The 20,501-nt window shown below is 36.9% G+C and carries 14 protein-coding genes; all 14 read left to right on the top strand.

The features are described from left to right. Nucleotides 1-132: 132 nt before the first annotated feature. Nucleotides 133-1,464 carry an ABC transporter substrate-binding protein gene (locus CIB29_RS07850; protein WP_094548487.1) on the top strand — a complete coding sequence of 444 codons (1,332 nt, stop codon included), beginning with the start codon at nt 133-135 and terminating at the stop codon, nt 1,462-1,464. A 75-nt stretch (nt 1,465-1,539) separates the two neighbouring features. Next, nucleotides 1,540-2,454, top strand: a complete 915-nt coding sequence (locus CIB29_RS07845) for a carbohydrate ABC transporter permease (RefSeq protein WP_094548485.1) — start codon at nt 1,540-1,542, stop codon at nt 2,452-2,454. A 26-nt stretch (nt 2,455-2,480) separates the two neighbouring features. Then, nucleotides 2,481-3,368, top strand: a complete 888-nt coding sequence (locus CIB29_RS07840) for a carbohydrate ABC transporter permease (RefSeq protein ID WP_423241295.1) — start codon at nt 2,481-2,483, stop codon at nt 3,366-3,368. Nucleotides 3,369-3,393: 25 nt separating this feature from the next. Further along, nucleotides 3,394-5,166: a glycoside hydrolase family 2 protein gene (locus CIB29_RS07835; protein ID WP_094548483.1), complete on the top strand. Its 1,773-nt coding sequence runs from the start codon at nt 3,394-3,396 to the stop codon at nt 5,164-5,166. A 272-nt stretch (nt 5,167-5,438) separates the two neighbouring features. After that, a complete protein-coding gene (locus tag CIB29_RS07830; protein WP_094548481.1) occupies nt 5,439-7,310 on the top strand; it encodes a heparinase II/III domain-containing protein in 1,872 nt (623 codons plus the stop codon). An 86-nt stretch (nt 7,311-7,396) separates the two neighbouring features. Continuing rightward, the gene (locus CIB29_RS07825) at nt 7,397-8,584 is read left to right on the top strand and encodes a glycoside hydrolase family 88 protein (protein ID WP_094548479.1); all 1,188 of its coding nucleotides are present in this window, start codon (nt 7,397-7,399) and stop codon (nt 8,582-8,584) included. Nucleotides 8,585-8,740: 156 nt separating this feature from the next. Next, nucleotides 8,741-9,880, top strand: coding sequence for a DUF2264 domain-containing protein (locus CIB29_RS07820; RefSeq protein ID WP_094549148.1), 1,140 nt, complete (start codon nt 8,741-8,743; stop codon nt 9,878-9,880). A gap of 117 nt (nt 9,881-9,997) precedes the next feature. Continuing rightward, a complete protein-coding gene (locus tag CIB29_RS07815) occupies nt 9,998-11,563 on the top strand; it encodes a Ppx/GppA phosphatase family protein (protein ID WP_094548477.1) in 1,566 nt (521 codons plus the stop codon). Between the two features lies 1 nt (nt 11,564). Next, nucleotides 11,565-13,700 (top strand): RNA degradosome polyphosphate kinase, encoded by a 2,136-nt coding sequence (locus CIB29_RS07810; RefSeq protein WP_278335840.1) that lies wholly within the window; start codon nt 11,565-11,567, stop codon nt 13,698-13,700. 22 nt (nt 13,701-13,722) lie between these two features. After that, the gene (ppx, locus tag CIB29_RS07805) at nt 13,723-15,240 is read left to right on the top strand and encodes an exopolyphosphatase (protein WP_094548473.1); all 1,518 of its coding nucleotides are present in this window, start codon (nt 13,723-13,725) and stop codon (nt 15,238-15,240) included. Between the two features lie 804 nt (nt 15,241-16,044). Further along, nucleotides 16,045-17,064: a bifunctional inositol 2-dehydrogenase/D-chiro-inositol 1-dehydrogenase gene (gene iolG / locus CIB29_RS07800; protein WP_094548471.1), complete on the top strand. Its 1,020-nt coding sequence runs from the start codon at nt 16,045-16,047 to the stop codon at nt 17,062-17,064. A 608-nt stretch (nt 17,065-17,672) separates the two neighbouring features. After that, on the top strand, nt 17,673-18,704 hold the full coding sequence (locus tag CIB29_RS07795) for a LacI family DNA-binding transcriptional regulator (protein ID WP_094548469.1): 1,032 nt from the start codon (nt 17,673-17,675) through the stop codon (nt 18,702-18,704). A gap of 455 nt (nt 18,705-19,159) precedes the next feature. Beyond that, a complete protein-coding gene (locus CIB29_RS07790) occupies nt 19,160-20,179 on the top strand; it encodes a sugar ABC transporter substrate-binding protein (RefSeq protein ID WP_094548467.1) in 1,020 nt (339 codons plus the stop codon). A gap of 119 nt (nt 20,180-20,298) precedes the next feature. Further along, nucleotides 20,299-20,501 (top strand): ATP-binding cassette domain-containing protein (locus CIB29_RS07785; protein WP_157910247.1); only part of this gene is annotated, 203 nt, incomplete at its 3' end.

Genomic DNA, 20,501 nt, shown 5'->3' with positions numbered 1-20,501 from the left:
ATAATTATAGCTAAATAACGATGCAAATTTACCAATGGAAATGCAACAAATACAATAATCCTCCATTTTAAACCCATTAAAAAAAAGCTATCATAAAAATGTAGAACAAATTAATGTGTAGGAGGAATAAATATGGAAAATGCAAAAAAACGTATAGCATTATTACTCACGTTCTTAATGGTTGTCACATTCTTTGCAGGATGTGGAAAAAAAGTAGAACAGACGCAGTCTGCGGCGAACACAGAAAAAAAAGAATCTAAAGCACAACCAGAGGAGAAAGAACAGGTAAAACTAAAATTTTCTTGTTGGGACTATGAAACATCAGGGTATGACAAGGAGATTATTGAGACTTTTAAGAAGATGAATCCAGATATAGGTATTGAAGTGTTGGATATTGCTGCAAAAGAATATGCAGATAAATTAACCGTCATGCTAGCCGGAGGGGAAGCTATTGATGTATTCTATGCAAAGGACCCTTCAAGTTTTGCCGGTATGGTTCTGAAAAATCAGATAATGCCTATCGATGAACTAGTTGCAAAGGATAATTTGAACTTAGAGCCATATGGCAGTATGATGGAGAAACTTAAAATTGATGGTAAACTTTACGGATTACCATATCGGAGTGATTATTGGCTGTTATTCTATAATAAAGACTTATTTGACCAGGCAAAAATTGCTTATCCGACTAATGACTGGACTTGGAATGATTTTAAAGAAACATCTAAAAAATTGACTTCAGGTGAAGGAAACAATAAGATTTATGGTTCATATATTCAGACCTGGGCTAGCGCGTACTTTTTGATGGGCTTACAAAAAGGGGCGGGCAACATGGTGGAAGGCAGTTACAGTATGTTGAAGGATGGTCTGGAGCTGCTTTGTGATATACAATTAAAAGATAAATCTGCTGCTGACTATGCAACCAACAAATCTATGGGGGCTCACTATAGAGGAATTTTTGAGAAAGGCAACGTTGGTATGCTATACATGGGCACATGGTTTATCAATGCACTGGTAAAAGATAAACAAGATGGTAAGCACAATATAAATTGGGGCATAGTTCAAATGCCAGTTTGGGAAGGGAGTAATGACGCTACTATTGGTTTAACCACTCCTGTTGTAATTAATTCCAAAACCAAGCATAAAGATGCAGCCTGGAAACTTGCGAAATTTATAGGAGGTAAAGAAGGGGCAAAAATACTTGCGAAAAATCTTTTGATTCCTGGATACATGGATGAAGAAGTTATGAAAATATTCAATGAAAACCCCGATTTTCCGAAAGAGGGTCAGGATGCATTAAAAACAAATAATATATATTTAGAGTGGCCTGCACATAAACTTAGTGGGCTATTAGGAAAAATGGTAGATGAAGAAATTCAAATGGTAGCAACTGGAAATAAAACGGTTGATGCTGCGATAGCCGATATGGAAAAGAGAAGAAAAGAAATTATGGAGCAAAATAAATAAAAGTTTATGGCTTCTCAATGTCCTGCGTTTTGCTGCAGGGCATTGAGAATATATTGGGGATAAAGGAGAATCAAAATGACAGAAAAAAAGTCAAAATCTAAAAAAGGAAAAGCAATCATACAACGAAATAGAATTACTGCATACTGCTTTCTTCTTCCAAATTTTATTGGTTTTTTTATCTTTACTTTTATTCCTGTATTGGCAGCTTTTGTTTTAAGCTTTATGCAATGGGATAGTGCCAATCCTGCAAAATTTATAGGACTGAAAAATTTTGAACTCATGTTTAAGGACAGTAGCTTTATTATTTCCTTTTGGAACACTATTTGTTATACTTTCACCACGGTACCTTTAACCATTATTGTAGCACTTGCATTAGCAGTTGCCCTGAACAACGGAGTGAAAGGGATTACAGTTTTTCGTGCCATTCATTTTTTTCCGCATGTTGCTTCTATAGTAGCTATTTCGGTGGTGTGGCAATTTTTATATAATGCAGATTTCGGACCCATCAACATGTTCTTAAAAACCATGGGAATCAATGATCCTCCGCGGTGGACGGCCTCGGTTCAATGGGCTATGCCGGCCGTAATTATCATGAGCGTATGGAAATCGGCCGGATATTACATGGTGATGTTCTTATCAGGTTTAAAATCTATTTCAAATCAGCTCTATGAGGCTGCCACTATCGATGGGGCAAATGCATGGGAGAAATTTTGGAGTATTACGCTTCCTATGCTGAGTCCTACAATGTTTTTTGTTGTCATTATGTGCTTAATCAATTCCTTTAAGGTATTTGACCAGATTTACATCATGACAGAAGGGGGACCTGGTAGAGCTACTTCTGTTTTAGTTTATCAAATATATTCTCAGGCATTTATTAACTTTAAATTTGGCTATGCTTCTGCAATGGCACTTATTCTTTTTTTGATTATATTTATTATTACGTTTATTCAGTTTCGTTTTCAGGAAAAGTGGGTCAATTATACCAATTAATTTAAATTGTCAGGAGGGATTAGGCTATGACAACAAACATTCATGTAAATCCGATAAAACCGTCAACATTGTCACGTATTACAAAAATGAAGTTATATCATATTGCGGGTAAAACTTTCCTTTACGCTATTATTGTTTTTTCATCCATTACCATGATCTTGCCTTTTTTATGGATGCTTTCTGCTTCTTTGAAAACAGAGATGAATGTTTTTGATTTTCCGATAAATTGGATTCCAGAGAACCCTGTGTGGTCAAATTACATAGTCATATGGCAGAAGATTGATCTGTTGCTGTTTTACTTTAATACCATTAAATTAACGTTTATCATTACAACGTTACAGCTTGTAACTTGCAGTTTGGCGGCTTATGCCTTTGCGAAAATTGAATTTCCCGAACGCAATCTTTTGTTTTTAGGTTATATTGCTACTATGATGGTGCCGTTCCAGGTGGTTATGATTCCACAATTCATTATAATGAAGTATCTGAATTTAACGGATACCCATATGGCCCTTATATTGTTGCAAGCTTTTAGTCCGTTTGGAGTGTTTCTTATGAGGCAATTTTATTTGAATATCCCTAATGAATTATCAGAAGCTGCAAGAATAGATGGCCTTAGTGAGTTTGGGATATATTTGAAGGTAATGCTGCCACTGGCAAAGCCGGCGCTGGCCAGTTTAGGTATTTTTACATTTGTATTTGTATGGAATGATTTTCTGGGGCCTTTAATTTATATTAACTCTAATGCAAAGAAAACTATCCAATTGGGGATTCGAATGTTCATTTCGCAGTACTCAGCTGAATATTCCCTGATTATGGCAGCTTCGGTTTGTTCGTTGCTTCCTGTAATCATTATATTTATAAGCGCACAGAAGTTCTTTGTAGAAGGTATTGCAATGTCAGGACTAAAAGGATAATCTATTTGAAATTGAGGTGAATGAAATGACAAACAAGGCAGATAATTTTGTTAATTGCATTCATAACGAAAACTATGAAGATGAATATTTATCAAAGAAAATTACCAGTGATTCGATGATTTATGACGGCGGAAGGGATAAAGAACTGCTGAATGGATGGTGGAATTTCGGAATAGACCAGTATGATACCTGTCTCAGAGCAAAATGGTATGAGGAAAAATACCAGGACGAGGAGGGAAGATATAATCCGATCGATTTTAGCTTTGATGATTGGGAAAAGATATACGTCCCATCCTGCTGGAACATGCATCAGGAGAAGTTATTCCTTTATGAAGGAAGTATCGTATATACACGCACTTTCAAGTATTTCAACAAAGGGGAAGAAAGAGTTTTTATAAAATTCGGGGCTGCAAATTATGATGCAAAAGTATTCTTAAATAAGGAATATCTTGGATATCATAAAGGAGGTTCAACACCTTTCTATGTTGAAGTTACCAGCTGTTTGAAGGAGATTAACAGGATCATCGTGGTGGTAAACAATACCCGCAAAAGAACGAATGTGCCTTGTGAAAACACAGATTGGTTTAATTATGGCGGATTGTACAGAGATGTGGAGTTAATAAGGCTTCCGGGAACATTCATAAAGGACTTCACTATTACGCTTATGCCCGGCAGCAATTTTAGCAAGATACAGGCTGGAGTAACAGTGGATGGTCCTGTTACTGAAGGTACGGCCAGGTTAAGAATCAACCGGCTAAACGTTGATTGCGAGATCAGCATAAGCAATGGTAAAGGTTCTGCCTTTATAGATACCAGTCCGGAACTGTGGAGCCCTGAAAATCCGGTGCTGTATGATGTATCACTTTCATACGGCAAAGATGTTATACATGAAAATATCGGATTTCGTGAAATCAAGGTGGTAGGGACAGATATATACCTCAATGGTAAGAAAATATTTCTAAAAGGCATCTGTACCCATGAAGAAAGTGTCGTTAATGGAAAAGCGGTGACCGAAGAAGAAATCCGTGAAAATTTCAAACTGGCAAAGGAAATGAACTGCAACTATATGAGGCTGGCGCACTACCCCCATACCGAAAAGGCTGCCAGACTGGCGGATGAAATGGGAATCATGCTTTGGGAAGAGATACCTGTTTACTGGGCGATAGACTTTAATAATGAAGAAACCTACAGGGATGCAGAAAATCAATTGACAGAGTTAATTAAGAGGGATAGAAATAGGGCAAGTGTTATCATATGGTCTGTTGGAAACGAAAATGCAGACACAGAACCCAGACTAAAATTTATGAGTTCACTTGTTAAAAAGGCAAAGGAACTGGATTCTACGAGACTTGTGTCGGCTGCATGTATGCTCGACCATGTAAATCATATTATAAACGATAGGCTTGCGGAGTATCTGGATATCATCGGTGCAAACCAGTATTATGGCTGGTATCAGACCGATTTCAATAATCTCATCAAACTTTTTGATAACAGTAAACCAGGTAAGCCTGTAGTAATATCAGAGTTTGGCGCAGATGCAAAATCTAGGCAGAGAGGTACAGTGGATGAAAAAGGTACGGAAGATTGCCAGCTTGACATTTTCAAAAAACAGGTGGATGTGTTGGGAAGAATACCTTATGTTAAAGGAACAAGTCCCTGGATTCTTTACGACTTCAGATGTCCGAGAAGATTGCACTTTACACAGAACTACTATAATACTAAGGGCCTACTTTCAGCGGACAAGAAGTATAGAAAACCGGCATTTTATGTAATGCAGGAATTTTACGCCAGTAAATAGAATATAATGTAAAGTTGTGGAGGTAGAACGGGTAAAGCAGATGATTTGAAAAGTCTGTAGAGAGAATCAAGCTTATGCACTACAAGGGGTGTATATTTTATTTTATATTTGAAGAATATTATGGAAAGAACGTTGCGAAAAGGCTTAGAGCCTGTTAATAATATTCTTCAAATATATTAAATGCCCCCACTACAAGCACAATTGCAGAGAAAATGTACACATGCTTATTTTGATGCTAACGAATAAGTTTATAAGCGAAAGAGGAGAGAAACATGGATACTATCAGCTCCAGTATGATAAAAAACAGTTTATATAATGGAAATCAGAAAGGGTATAGCCTTTTTAATGAAGCCAGAAACAATGATAATTTCTTAAAAATTAAAAACCATCCCTTTTTAAAAGAGTATTACAATGCGATTAAGACATACGCGGAAGGTATATGCTATAATAAGCTTCCAGATTTAAGCTTTCACTTATTTCACCAATTCAGTATCGATGGAAATCGAATAATATATGAAAGAGAGTACTTTACCCGTTGGAAAATCCTGTTCTCTCTCGCAGCTGTTACTTTGATTGACCAGACGGACCAATATATAAACCAAATTGAAGATATGCTCTGGGATTTTTGTGACCAGTATACATGGGCTCTTCCTGCGCACCTTCCAACCAGTCTTGAGGGGATTAAAAACAATCCTTGGCTTTCGGAAGAATTTATTGACCTGTTCGCTGCAGAAACGGGATTTTCCCTTGCTGAAATCAATTATTTGATTGGTGATAGAATAAATCCAATCGTAGTTGACAGAGTGCAGAGGGAACTTGAAAGAAGGATTTTAAAGCCCTTCATGGGAGAGCATATGTTTTGGTGGGAAACAGCCAGGATGAACTGGGCTTCTGTGTGTGCGGGATCCATCGGCTGCACTGCCATTTATATGGTTAAAAATATTGAAAGGTTAACATTAATACTTCAGCGTGTTATTGGCATTCTTGATTCTTATCTTGAAGGCTTCGGGGATGACGGCGCTACTCCCGAGGGTCTAGGGTACTGGCGATATGGCTTTAGTTTTTATGTGTTTTTTGCAGAACTTTTGAAGGAGAGGACTAATGGGGAAATAGATTTATTCCATACCGGGTCTAAACAAGATAAAAAGAGAAAGATTGCTGAACTCCCGGCAGCTTTACAGCTTTCAAATGGTATAACGACGAATTTTTCAGATTCTTTAGAAATTTTCAAACCCAATATTGGGTTGTTTCAACGCCTTGAAAGTATTTTTGGAGATATGGGGTACGACTATAGTTTATGTTCGTTATATGGTGAAGATCATACAAATAAATGGACCTATCTCATAAGGGACCTTTTTTGGGGGGTTAGTGCAAACATAGAGAGTAAAAGCAGGCTGAAAAAAGGGAAGTATTATTTTCCGAATGTACAGTGGTTTATTGAAAAATATGAGAGCTTGAACGGGGATTTAATTGCTTTTGCCGCAAAGGGTGGCAATAACGATGAACCGCACAACCATAACGATTTGGGACATTTCATCCTGCATTATAAAGGTTTCAATTTACTTCCGGATTTGGGCTGTCCTGAATACACAAAAGAATTTTTTAGAGATGGGACTCGATACAGCTTTATTAATGCGTCCTCTTTGGGCCATTCTGTTCCGATGATTAACGGACAGCTCCAAAAGCCAGGTATTTCATCGGCTGCCAAGGTGATTCATATAAAAACGGAAGAGAACAGCAGCGAGTTTTTGCTCGACTTGACAGATGCATATTCAGTGGATTCCTTGAGCCTTTATACACGAAAGTTTGAATTGATAAAAAACAATTGGAATGAGAATATGGGAGAAATAGCTGTTTTAAGTATTCAGGATAGATTTACATTCAATAGGGGCGGTAATAATGTGATAGAAGCTTTTATTACCCATTATAAACCGGAAGTTCTCAAGGAAGGACAAATTAAAATATCTGAAAAAGATGTAGCCGTTCTTATGCAATACGATAGCGGTAAATGTTCCGCTGCCATAGAAGAACATGAATATTCCGGGCATTTTGGGGAGAAAAAAATTGCTTTTCGAATTGTACTGACACTATTGAACGAAGGGGAGGATATTTTATTCCATGTCTGTTTTAGTGTGTTAAAATAGAATAATTTCTAATATTTTGTAAGACTGCATGTTTAATAAATATACTTTTGACAGGTAAATTTCTAAACAGAATGGGAGGGAGAAAATTGAGACAGATAAGAGATGAAGGGATCAGATTTCCTGATAGGTATGACAAGCTGCCAGGGGTCACTAAGGAATTTTGCGAGAGTTCTATTAAATATATATTAAAGAAAATTGATGAAAACCTTGAGAAATTTACATATAGGTTTCCAGCACCGGCTAGTGTAAATAATGTATATCCTGCCATTGACAATACCGATTGGACGTCAAGCTTCTGGACAGGAATGCTGTGGCTGGCCTATGAAGTAACAGGAGATGAGAAATACCGCAGGGTCGCGGAAATACAACTTGACAGCTTTAAGAAGCGGATTGATGAGAAAATATGCATTGATACCCATGACCTTGGATTTTTATATAGCCTTTCGTGTGTGGCTGCCTACAAGCTGACCGGGAATGAGGAGGTTAAAAGGACTGCATTGATGGCTGCAGATCTGTTAATAACCCGATACTTTGATAAAGCAGGGATAATACAGGCATGGGGAGACTTAAATGATCCTGGACAAAGGGGAAGGATGATTATTGACTGTTGTATGAATCTGCCGCTGCTCTATTGGGCCAGTGAAGTGACCGGAGATAAAAAATATTATAACATTGCGTACAGCCATGTAAGCCAGGCGATGAAATATATCATTAGAGAAGATGCTTCAAGTTATCACACCTTCTATATGGATGTTGAGACAGGAAAACCGAAATATGGCAGGACTGCACAGGGCTATTCCGATGACTCTTGCTGGTCAAGGGGCCAGGCGTGGGGCATATACGGCTTTTCTTTGAGTTATATATATTCGGGTGATTGGGAGCTTATGGAGCTGGCAAAAAAGGTCACCAATTATTTCTTGAACAGGTTGCCCGAGGATTACGTTTGCTATTGGGATTTAATTTTTACTGACGGACAAGAGGAGAGGGACAGCTCAGCTGCTGCCATTGCGGCATGTGGTATGCTGGAAATTGCGAAGCACTTGCCTCTTAGCGATCCTTACAAAAGAATATATGAAAACGCTGCTTTAATGATTGTCAAGTCACTTGCGGAGAATTATACAACTGCAAGCTGTCCACAATCCAACGGGATACTTCTCCATGCGGTTTACAGCAAGCCCCATAGAAAAGGGGTCGATGAGTGCAATATATGGGGTGATTATTATTATTTTGAGGCACTGGTGAGACTCATAAAGGACTGGAAGCTGTATTGGTAGCTTATAAGAGGCGGTTTCAAAAAATTTATGAAGTATGCCATATATTTAAGGAATATATGGCTATACATATTTTTATTATTACGCTGCTGACATTTGAGAATTGAAGTGAAGACAGATGATGTTTTTGCATCAATAAAGTTTAAAGGATGTGGGCAAATGCCAGAAAAAATATATGATAGAAAACTTTGGGTAGACATACTTGTTAAAATATCAACACCTGTATTGGAAGCATTAGCTGAAAGAAGACTTAAAATAAGTATGCCTGTGGAAGGTAGGCATGATAGAAGACAATTTTCACACCTTGAAGCATTGGCTAGAACTCTTGTAGGGGTATCTCCCTGGCTTGAGTGCTGTAATCTTCATGGGGAGGAGGAAGAACTCAGACAAAAGTTTAGTGTTCTGGCAAGGGAGGCGATTGACGCCGCGACCGATCCAGGTTCGCCTGACTGTGTCAATTTCACCTTCGGGGATCAACCTATCGTAGATGCGGCTTTCCTAGCTCATGCTATTCTCAGGGCTCCGAATGAACTATGGCTGAAACTGGATGACCGTGTTAAAACAAATCTCGTCACGGCACTTAAAGCTACAAGAACCCGCAAACCGTACTATAATAATTGGCTATTATTTGCTGCAATGATTGAAACCGCTTTCTTCAAAATAGGAGAAGCGTGGGACCGGATGCGTGTGGACTATGCGTTGAAGCAGCATGAACAATGGTACTTGGGAGATGGCGTATATGGTGATGGGCCTGAATTCCGCTGGGATTACTATAACAGTTTTGTAATACAGCCCATGCTTGTAGATATCATTCTTACAGTGGGTGATGAATATGAAGAATGGGAAGCTTTAAAAAGAAACATATTAAAAAGGGCACAGAGATATGCTGCAATTCAGGAGCGTATGATTTCGCCAGAAGGGACATTTCCGGTAATTGGTCGTTCTATGGCCTACCGGTGTGGGGCTTTCCAGCACTTGGCACAGATGGCACTCCAGAAGAATTTACCTGATGAAGTTTCCCCATCCCAGGTAAGATGTGCGTTGACGGCAGTGATTAATAGAATATTCAGTGTACCCGGCACTTTTGATCAGGATGGATGGCTTAAAATTGGCTTTTGTGGTAGCCAGCCCGATATGGGGGAAACATACATATCAACTGGCAGTCTCTATCTTTGCATGGGAGCATTCCTGCCGCTTGGACTTCCACCTGAGGATGAATTCTGGAGTGATGCACCGAGTGAATGGACTTCTCAGAAAATTTGGTCGGGACAAAATGTAAAATCTGATCATGCCCTATAAAACATCCTATTACACTGATACTACGGTAATAATTAACACAACTTTAACAAAAATATAAATAATTTATGTTATAATTAAAAGAATAAATATATATTGTATTCACCATGGGGGAATTGTATGAGCAGGAAAAACAAAAGTGAAATTATTGCCGGAATTGATGTGGGTTCTCATGCATTAAGAATGAAAATCGCTGAAGTGTGGGAAAACGGGGAAATAAAGACTTTGGAAATGCTGAGGCATCCTATATTTCTTGGCCGTGATACATTTGCCATGGGAAAAGTAAGTTTTGAAACAGTAGACGAGACTTGTGAAATATTAAAAGGCTTTAAGCGGTTAATGACCGATTATCATATAAAGACATACAGGGCAGTGGCAACAAGTGCTGTCAGGGAAGCACAGAACAAGGATTATATTGTCGACCAGATTAAATTGAAAACAGGACTTGACATAGATGTAATAAGTAACTCTGAAGAAAGATTTTTAACATATAAATCTCTGAGGGAAAAAATACCGAATTATAGAGAAATAAGAAATGCGGGAACAATGATACTGGATATAGGTTCAGGGAGTATACAAGTATCAACGTATAATCATAAATCCCTTGTATTTAGCCAGAATATCAAGCTTGGTTCGCTAAGGATTAGAGAAATTCTTGCCAGTATAGAGGGAAGGACGCTGAATTTTCCGAAAATACTGGAAGAATACATCGTTAGCAATATTGACAGATTGAAAGTTTTTCAACCACAGGATACTTATAAAAATTTTATAGCTTTGAGTGGAGAAATCAGAATTATCAGCAAGTTATGCAATAAAACCGATGATCATGAAAAACTGAGATTTATAAAAAGGGAAGATTTTGAGACTGTTTATAAAGAGCTTATGTACAAGTCTGCCCATTCGCTTATAAAGGATTATGGTGTCCCTCATGAGAGTGCGGATATTCTACTGCCTTCTATGATGATTTTTAAAATGTTTTTAGATATGACAGAGGCTAAAGGTATGTATGCCCCGCAGATATCACTAGCCGATGGGATTATCTCGGATATCATAGACAGAAATTTTGATACACAAAGACAAGAGGATTTTGTGGAGGATATTATTTCTGCAGCTGGATTTTTAGCCCGGAGATACCGGTATGATCAACCTCATGCACAGGATGTAGAGCAGAAGTCTCTTGCCCTGTTTGATGCACTTTATAAGCTGCACGGATTGGGAGGACGGGAGAGATTGCTGCTTCAGCTGGCTGCCATACTGCATGATATAGGAAAATATATTAATTTTAATGAGCATTATATACATTCCTATGAAATTATTATGGCTTCCGATTTAATTGGTATTTCGAAGGAAGAGCTGGAAATTATAGCAAATGTAGCAAGATACCACAGCAGGGAGGTACCAGGATACAGTCATGAAAACTTCCGCAAATTGGATGAAAAAAACAGGGTTATTGTAGCCAAGCTGGTTGCAATTATAAGACTTGCTGATGCACTGGATAGAAGTCATAAGCAAAAAATCAGAGGAATGAAGATTAACCTTGAAGAAAAGGAAGTAATCATAAAGGTAGAAACTGTAGAGGACGCCTTATTAGAAGAATGGACTTTTGAAACAAAAGCAGAATTTTTTCAAGAGGTTTTTGGCGTAACACCCATACTAAAGATAAAAAGGAAGATAGGATATGAATGAAATGAGCTTTAACAAACCGGAATATTTTATTAACCGGGAATTAAGCTGGTTGGAATTTAATGATAGGGTTTTAGAGGAAGCAAAAGATAGAAGTAATCCGCTATTAGAAAGGATAAAATTTTTATCTATTGTGAGCTCCAATCTGGATGAATTTTTTATGATTAGAGTTGCGTCGTTAAAGGATCAGGTAAATGTAGGGTTTAACAAGCCTGATCCGGCTGGTCTTACACCTAAACAACAGTTAAAAAAGATTTCAATAAGAACTCATAAAATGGTAGATGAACAATACAATATGTTTAACAGGGCTTTGCTTCCCAGACTGAAGAAAAACGGGATTCATATGGTTTATGAAGAAGACTTGACCGATGAGCAGAGAAACTTTTTGGATGAATATTTTACCAATGAAATTTACCCTGTTTTGACGCCAATGGCAGTAGATTCCAGCAGGCCTTTTCCTCTTATTCTAAATAAAAGTCTAAACTTGGGTGTCCTGATTAAAGATAAAGAAACAGAAAACCAATATATATTTGCAACTGTACAGGTACCCTCTGTACTACCCCGTATAGTGGAACTCCCCAGTCCCGGGTATGGCAGCAAACACTTTATTCTTCTGGAAGAAGTCATTACGATGTATATAGGCTGCCTATTTGCAGGGCACGATGTCATCTGTACTTATCCTTATAGAATAACCAGAAATGCAGACTTAAGCATAGAGGAAGATGAAGCGGAAGATTTACTGCTGGAGATTGAAAAATCTCTCAAGAAAAGAAAATGGGGTGCGGCCATAAGGCTGGAAGTGAGTTGCGACATGGATGAAAGACTGGTCCATATTTTAAAAGATGCATTGGAGACCCATCAAGATGATATCTATTATATCAACGGGCCTTTGGACTTGACATTTCTTATGAAAATATATTCCTTTGAAGGTTATGAACATTTAAAATATCTTCCACATTATCCTCAAACTCCTCAAGACTTACCGGAGGAGCATAATATCTTTGAAGTAATCAACAATGGAGATGTTTTATTACATCACCCCTATGAGGCTTTCGAACCTGTGGTGGAATTTGTCCAGGAAGCCGCACGGGACCCAAAGGTGCTGGCAATCAAGCAAACGCTCTACAGGGTAAGCGGTGATTCTCCCATTGTTAAAGCTTTGGCTGAAGCGGCAGAACGGGGAAAACAGGTAACAGTGTTGGTGGAAGTAAAGGCCAGATTCGATGAAGAAAATAATATTCAATGGGCAAAAAGATTGGAAAAGGCAGGATGTCATGTTATTTATGGACTTGTAGGCTTAAAAACCCACAGCAAAATTACGCTTGTTGTGAGAAGAGAAGAAAAGGGAATTAAAAGATATATTCACCTGGGTACAGGGAATTATAATGATGTTACTGCCAGGTTCTATACCGACCTGGGGTTGTTTACAAGTAATGAATACTTTGGGGCCGATGCGTCTGCTGTATTCAATATGTTGTCTGGGTACTCCGAGCCGCCGGAATTATATAAGTTAGAAGTGGCGCCTCTGGGGCTAAGAACTAAATTTATAGAGCTTATAGAAAACGAAATGCATAATGCTTTAGTCGGTAAAAAGGCTCGAATTATAGCCAAGATGAATTCTTTAGTAGATATTGAAATTGCTACGGCTCTTTACAAAGCTTCATCGGCAGGAGTAAAGATAGACCTTATTGTAAGAGGGATTTGCTGTGTAAGGCCGGGTATGCAGGGTATCAGTGAAAATATTACAGTACGGAGCATTGTAGGAAGGTTCTTGGAACATAGTAGAATTTATTATTTTTATAATGACGGCAGAGAGGATATCTTTTTATCCAGTGCCGACTGGATGCCCAGAAACCTGGACAGAAGGGTAGAATTACTTTTCCCCATTGAGGATAGGGTATTAAAAGAACGGGTACTGGGCATTCTTGATATCACATTGGAAGATACTGTGAAAGCGAGAATATTAAATTCTGAAGGGAAATATAAAAAAGTTGATAAAAGGGGGAAAAAACCTTTGAATTCCCAGGAGTATTTTTGCCACCTTGCATATGAACAAGTAAAGCGGTATAATAGAGAACGGATTACGCCGGTTTTTGAGCCAATTACTTCAGACGGTGTGTTTAATAAAGATGAAGAATAATTAAAATAGAAGGTGGAAGATATTGAATAAAAAATTTGCCATCATAGATTTAGGCTCTAACTCAGTCCGTATGATTATCATGAAGGTGTATGAAGATGGCTCGTATAAGATGATAGACCAGGCTAAGGAAATGGTAAGGCTCAGCGAAGGGATGGGTGAAGAAAATACGCTTAAACCCATGGCAATAAAGAGAACCTTGTATACATTAAAGCTTTTTAAGAAATTGATAGAGGTACATAAAGTAGATGAAGTCTTTACCATTGCTACAGCAGCTGTACGCAATGCCGTCAATCAGCGTTTTTTCCTTGATAAGGTTAAATTTGAGACAGGCTTCGATTTCCAGGTAATATCCGGTGAAGATGAAGGCTATTATGGCTATCTGGGAGTAATCAATACAATACAAATAAAGGATTGTGTAATCATAGATACAGGAGGAGCAAGTACCGAGCTGGTCCGGGTTGAAAACAGGAGAGTCAAAAATGCTGTAAGCTTGCCTTATGGAGCTGTGGTATTAACAGAAAAGTTTTTATTAAAAGATGTTATTACGTCGGATAGCCTTGAAAAGCTGCAAGAATTTATGTACAAACAGTTGGAAGATATAAAGTGGTTAAAAGAGGCGAAAGGGCTGCCTATTGTTGGGCTGGGAGGGTCAATAAGAACACTGGCAAAGATAGATAAAAAGAAGGCCGGTTTTCCTCTTGAAAGCTTACATAATTATCAGATGTCCTATAATGCAGTAACCTATGCCTATGACAGAGTAACAAAAAGCAACCTCGAGGACAGGAAGAGCATTCCGGGTGTGGGTAAAGAACGGGCGGACATCATTGCAGCCGGACTTGCACCGGTAAGATGTTTAATGGACTATCTTAAATCAGACACATTGATCATCAGCGGCAACGGCCTGAGAGAAGGGGTATTTTTTAAGAAATATCTTGAGGTATGTAACAATGGAGATGAAATCGTTAGCGATGTCCTGCGCCATAGCATTGAAAATACGTTGAAAAATTATGATGTCAATATCGGGCACAGTGAGCATACAGAAAAGTTAGCCCTGTCTCTCTTTGACCAGATGCAGGAATTACACGGCTTGGGTGAAGCAGAGAGAAAGATTTTAAGCACTGCGGCCTTACTGCATGATATAGGGATGTATGTTGACTACTACAACCATCACAAGCATGGATTCTACCTGGTATTAAATTCAAGGATCAATGGATTAACTGCCAGGGAATTGGTAATGTGTGCATTTATCGTTGCAATGCATGAGAATGAAGATTTCAAACAAGACTGGAAAGAGTATGATGCACTGATTGATAAAAGTGATTATGAAACTATTAAAAAGCTAAGCTTATTTTTAAGGATAGCAGAAAAATTGGATAGAAATGAATATGGCAGTGTTGAAGATATAGCCTGTTATATTACTGACGACAGTATCCAAATTATGCTTAAGTCCAGCAATTATCCTGAACTGGAGATTGCGGCAGCTATGAAGAGTGAGAAGAATTTTGAGAAGTTGTTTAATAAAAAATTATATATTGTATAAACTAAAATAACTGTACCATTTTACCAGTGCATTTGATATTATAAAAAATATTAAATGCACTCTAATTTTTTTTGTTGCCCAAGTTCTGTACAAATGACTCAGGTGCGATTTGTAAATTGTTTTCCAGTAATATATTAGAGTACATTCCAATACATACCAACGTTCCGATGGCATTAGAAGTATAATTGTATTACTTAACATATTTTGATAAATATTTACAGATTAAGGTTATAGTGACCCTTGAAAACTCCATAATATAACAATTAATACCAATTGCTATGTTGGAAAGAAGGATATGGGCTGCATGCATTCCATAAACTTTTGGGTCAAAGCACTTATTTGGGGAAGCACAAACAAAACGCTATGACGGATCTTCTGAATGTTATCATCAGAACCGTAACCGCTATCCACCCTTAGTATGAGTCTGTTATCCTTTGAATATCAGAAAGCTTTACCAGTGTATCTTTAACAAGATAATTTTGCTACAGGGGACAATTCTCACCTACTGTTGTATTATGGTGTCCAATATATTACATTTTTAATGTTGATTTTACTGCAATAACTCATTTTTATTAAGTTCTGATTATAAATATACAGTGAATGCACCTTTGTAAGACCTAAAAGCAGTATAATTATTCAAAAGATTTTATATTTTTGAGTTATTGCAGGAGAATCAATGTTTACATTTATACGAAACTTGCTTTGTTAAAAATGTTGACTTTATAAATAAATTGATATATAATTATCTTGTCAACGTGCCCGGGCACGTTGACAAGATAAAATCTAAAAGGAGGAATTAAATCTATGGCTTTAAAATTAGGGGTTATTGGTACGGGAGCTATTGGTCAGGATCATATTCGCAGAATATCTCAAAATTTATCAGGAGCTAGAATTGTTGCAGTTACAGATATTGATGAAGGACGAGCAAAAGCAGCTGTTAAAAACTTAGAGGGAGTAAGGATTGAAAAAAACGGACAAGACGTGATTAGAGCTGCTGATGTGGACGCAGTTATTGTTACTTCTTGGGGACCGACTCATGAGGAATATGTTTTGGCATCTATTGCGGCAGGTAAGCCGGTATTTTGCGAAAAACCATTAGCTACCACTGCAGAGGGCTGTATGAACATTGTTAAAGCAGAAGTTGCGCATGGCAAACAATTGGTACAAGTAGGTTTTATGCGTCGGTATGACAAAGGTTATCGTGCTTTAAAAGATGTAATTGTAAATGGGAAGATTGGAGAGATATTAATGGCACACTGTGCTCACCGCAATCCATCGGTGCCAAGCAGTTATACCACTGATATGGCCATTACTGATACGGTTATTCATGAAATCGATGTCTTACGATGGTTAATCAATGACGATTTTATTTCGGCTCAGATACTTATGCCCAAGAAGACCCGTCATGCAGAAAATCATCTTCAAGATCCCCAAATTGTTTTATTGCAAACTGCAGGTGGAGTACGAATTGATGTAGAAGTATTTGTAAATTGCCAGTATGGGTATGATATTCAGTGTGAAGTTGTAGGAGAGACTGGGACTGCACGATTGCCAGAACCGTCCAATGTCCTCATGCGTAGTGGTGCTCAACGTTCTGTAGAAATTTTAACAGATTGGAAAAAACGTTTTAGTGATTCTTATGATACTGAGCTTAAAGAGTGGATTGATTCAGTTAAAAAAGGTCAGTTCCATGGTCCTTCAGCTTGGGATGGTTATGTTGCTGCAGTGACAGCTGATGCTTGTGTGAAAGCTCAGCAAACAGGTCAAATAGTTCCAATTTCTATTCCAAAACGTCCTGCATTATACAATTTGCAAGAAAGGTGATTTAAAAAATTAATAAATTTAAAATTTGGAGTGCTGGATATATCTATTATTTTTAGTTGATGAATATTATGGTGAAATATTGCACAAAAGCTTGGAGACCAGAATAATATTCATCAACTAAAACTAAAATAACTGAACTTACGCAAAAGAATTTAAGATAAGGCATATCAGGACTTTGAGAATTAAATAAGATTGTAAAGCATGTTGCAGCAGGATTTCCACTATTTATAGATATATTATATATACCTGACATGATTCTGGAGTTAGTATATAAGTTTCATCTTGATAAATTTTTGTTTCCCGAAAACTTTACACTTGTATTTGTAGCATATAGTCTTAAGATGTAAATATTTCTTAAAATATGTTAAGTAATACAATTATACTTCTAATGTCATCGGAACGTTGGTATGCATTGGAATGTACTCTAATATATTACTTTAAGTTTTTTGGTATTGGAATTAATGATAAATTTTACCAATAAAGATATTCAGTCGAATTGTGAAAATTGTAAAAATTTTTGAAAGATTTTTATTAAAATATTGACTTTATATACTAAAGTAATGTATAATAAACTCAAACGTGTCCGAGCACTTAGTTGGGAGATAGATATGAGGGTTACTATAAGATCAATAGCTGAAGCAGCAAATGTATCAAGGGGAACTGTTGATAAGGTTTTAAATAATAGGCCGGGTGTAAGCCAAGAAGTTAGAGAAAGGGTAAAAAAGATAGCAGAAGAAATGGGATATAAGCCAAATGTTGCCGGCAAAGCGTTAGCTTTTCAAAAAAAGCCATTAAGAATCGGCGTTATCATTTTAAACAAGTATGACCCTTTATTTCAGGAAGTTTATGAAGGTGTAAAAAGAGCTTCTTATGAACTAAAAGGATTTGGTATTGCTGTGGAATGCTGCGTCATGAGCAGTGTCAATGTGCAGGAACAGTTAATGTTTATTAGAGAGTTACATAATAAAAATATATCTGCATTGGTTTTATCACCACTAGATGAAGAAATAATAAGAGAAGAACTTAAAAAACTTACTACTCAAAATATAAAAATTATAACTTTCAATACTGATATAACCGGTATAGAGCGAATGTGTTTTGTAGGTCAGGATTTGAAAAAGAGCGGAAGAGTTGCTGGAGACTTGATTGGCAAGTTACTTCCGAATGGAGGAAATGTACTAGTAATAACTGGAATTGGAAAAATTAAAGCTTTACAAGAAAGACTTGCCGGTTTTAAAGAAATTATTGAGCAGGAATATCCAAATATAAATATCATTCAAGTTTTAGAAAATATACATGATAGTCAATCTTCATATCTGAAGACGGTTGAATTTTTAAAAAGGCAGGACTCTTTAAATGCTATTTATGTAACAAATGGAATAGGAACCGGAGGAGTTGGCAAGGCTATCCAAGAATTAAACAAACGACACATTAAATTTGTATGTTTTGATAAAATTCCCGAAACGATAGAGTTAATAAAAGATAAAATAGTAGATTTTACTATAACTCAAGACCCTTTCATGCAAGGATATTTGCCAATCAGGATACTGTTTGAGTACTTTTTCTACAATAAATTGCCTGATAGTCAACAAATATATACTAAGATGGAAATAATAACAAAAGAAAATATAGATATATAATTTTTTTTTACATTTCACGTGCTCGGGCACAAAAGTATAAAAACTAGAAATACACTTAACTATATAAATAGAATTAAATATTTTATACAAAAGCACTGACTAGTTATGCAAAATATTTAGCGCATTATATATAGGTAGTTCTTATTTTATATAATCATCATTAATTTTCTGATAAATATTCAATTTAATTGCAATAATTTTCAATGCTTAATTTTACGGCTCTAATATCTTGACTTTTTGACAATTCAGAATATATAGATAGTATTTATTGCAGCTCATAATTTTCCTTAAAATGTTATTTGATTATGATTTATTATTCTTTAATAGTTGATATAAAACACAGCTTTTAATTAAAGTTCTTAAAAAAATTTCTATAGTTATAAACTAAGTCCTTATTATTATATATAAGGATTTAGATTATATAAAAATATTATATTTTTAGAGGAGGATGTCTAATGAAAAACAAAAAACTTTTGGCTGGGGTACTGATTTTTATGTTGGTGCTAAGCTTATTTGCAGGATGTGCCCAAAAACAAACGGCACCTAATAACTCGTCAAGTGAGCAGCAACCTAAAAAGGAGGAAGTAAAACAAGAGGATAAGACACAGAAAAAAGTTAGAATCGGTGTTTCAATGTCTGATTTTGATGATAAGTGGCTGTCTTATATGATAGATGCCATGAAAGCTTATTCTAATACTTTAGCGGATGCAGAGGTAATATTTGTTGATGCGAAAGCTGATACAGCAAAACAGTTGGCACAGTTGGAGAACTTTATAGCTCAGAAAGTTGATGTAGTTGTAATTAACCCGGTAGATACGGATGCTACAGAGCCTTATACCAAGATGTGTAAGGATGCAGGCATTCCGCTTATAAGCGTTAACAGAATATTCAAGAATCAGGAAGAGGCTACAGCATATGTAGGTTCAGATTCTATTAAGGCCGGTATCATGCAAATGGAATATTTAGCCGAAAAAATGGGTGGAAAAGGTAATATTGTAATCCTCCAGGGCGACCTGGCACACGAAGCAGCAAGAATGAGAACTGAGGGAGTTAAAAAAGTTATAAAAGAAAAATATCCTGATATTAAAATTGTTGCAGAGCAAACAGGAAAATGGCAGAGACCATTAGGGATGCAAATAATGGAAAACTGGCTGCAGTCCGGTATGCAAATTGATGCTGTTGCCTCTAACAATGATGAAATGGCAATCGGAGCTATCCTGGCAATTGAGCAGGCTGGAAAGTTAGGAAAAATTCTTGTTGGTGGTGTGGACGCTACTCCTGACGCACTGGAATTTATGAAACAAGGCAAATTGAATGTAACTGTGTTCCAGGATGCGGCAGGACAGGGTAAAGGCGCAATAGAAGCAGCTTATAAAGTAGCAAAAGGTGAAAAAATTGACAAAACAATATGGATCCCGTATGAATTAGTAACACCTGAAAAATGTGATGAGTATATCAAAAAATGGCAAAAGTAAATAAATAAACTGTTGACTAACTTGGAAATAAAATCATATAAAGGATACCGTATAAGATTAGGTATCCTTTATATGAGAAAATGAAAAAAGATTAAAAATTAGAAAATGAGGTAATGCCTATGACTAAGGAATATATTTTAGAAATGAGTAATATTTCCAAATCGTTTCCCGGTGTTAAGGCTTTAGACAACGTCCAGTTAAAAATCCGAAAAGGGACAGTTCATGCATTAATGGGAGAGAATGGCGCCGGTAAATCAACATTAATGAAAATACTGGCTGGTATATATCAACCCGATGACGGCACCATAATTTTCAAAGGAAA

It is taken from the genome of Petroclostridium xylanilyticum (assembly GCF_002252565.1).
GTDB classification, from domain to species: Bacteria; Bacillota; Clostridia; order SK-Y3; family SK-Y3; genus Petroclostridium; species Petroclostridium xylanilyticum.
Note: the sequence above shows the minus strand (reverse complement) of the source record. Positions and strands in the feature narration are given on the sequence as shown.

Bases quoted from the DNA above. Each gene is read 5' to 3' on its own strand.
- CIB29_RS07850 (WP_094548487.1), top strand. From the start codon at position 133: ATGGAAAATGCAAAAAAACGTATAGCATTATTACTCACGTTCTTAATG.
- CIB29_RS07845 (WP_094548485.1), top strand. From the start codon at position 1,540: ATGACAGAAAAAAAGTCAAAATCTAAAAAAGGAAAAGCAATCATACAA.
- CIB29_RS07840 (WP_423241295.1), top strand. From the start codon at position 2,481: ATGACAACAAACATTCATGTAAATCCGATAAAACCGTCAACATTGTCA.
- CIB29_RS07835 (WP_094548483.1), top strand. From the start codon at position 3,394: ATGACAAACAAGGCAGATAATTTTGTTAATTGCATTCATAACGAAAAC.
- CIB29_RS07830 (WP_094548481.1), top strand. From the start codon at position 5,439: ATGGATACTATCAGCTCCAGTATGATAAAAAACAGTTTATATAATGGA.
- CIB29_RS07820 (WP_094549148.1), top strand. From the start codon at position 8,741: ATGCCAGAAAAAATATATGATAGAAAACTTTGGGTAGACATACTTGTT.
- CIB29_RS07815 (WP_094548477.1), top strand. From the start codon at position 9,998: ATGAGCAGGAAAAACAAAAGTGAAATTATTGCCGGAATTGATGTGGGT.
- CIB29_RS07810 (WP_278335840.1), top strand. From the start codon at position 11,565: ATGAGCTTTAACAAACCGGAATATTTTATTAACCGGGAATTAAGCTGG.
- iolG (WP_094548471.1), top strand. From the start codon at position 16,045: ATGGCTTTAAAATTAGGGGTTATTGGTACGGGAGCTATTGGTCAGGAT.
- CIB29_RS07795 (WP_094548469.1), top strand. From the start codon at position 17,673: ATGAGGGTTACTATAAGATCAATAGCTGAAGCAGCAAATGTATCAAGG.
- CIB29_RS07790 (WP_094548467.1), top strand. From the start codon at position 19,160: ATGAAAAACAAAAAACTTTTGGCTGGGGTACTGATTTTTATGTTGGTG.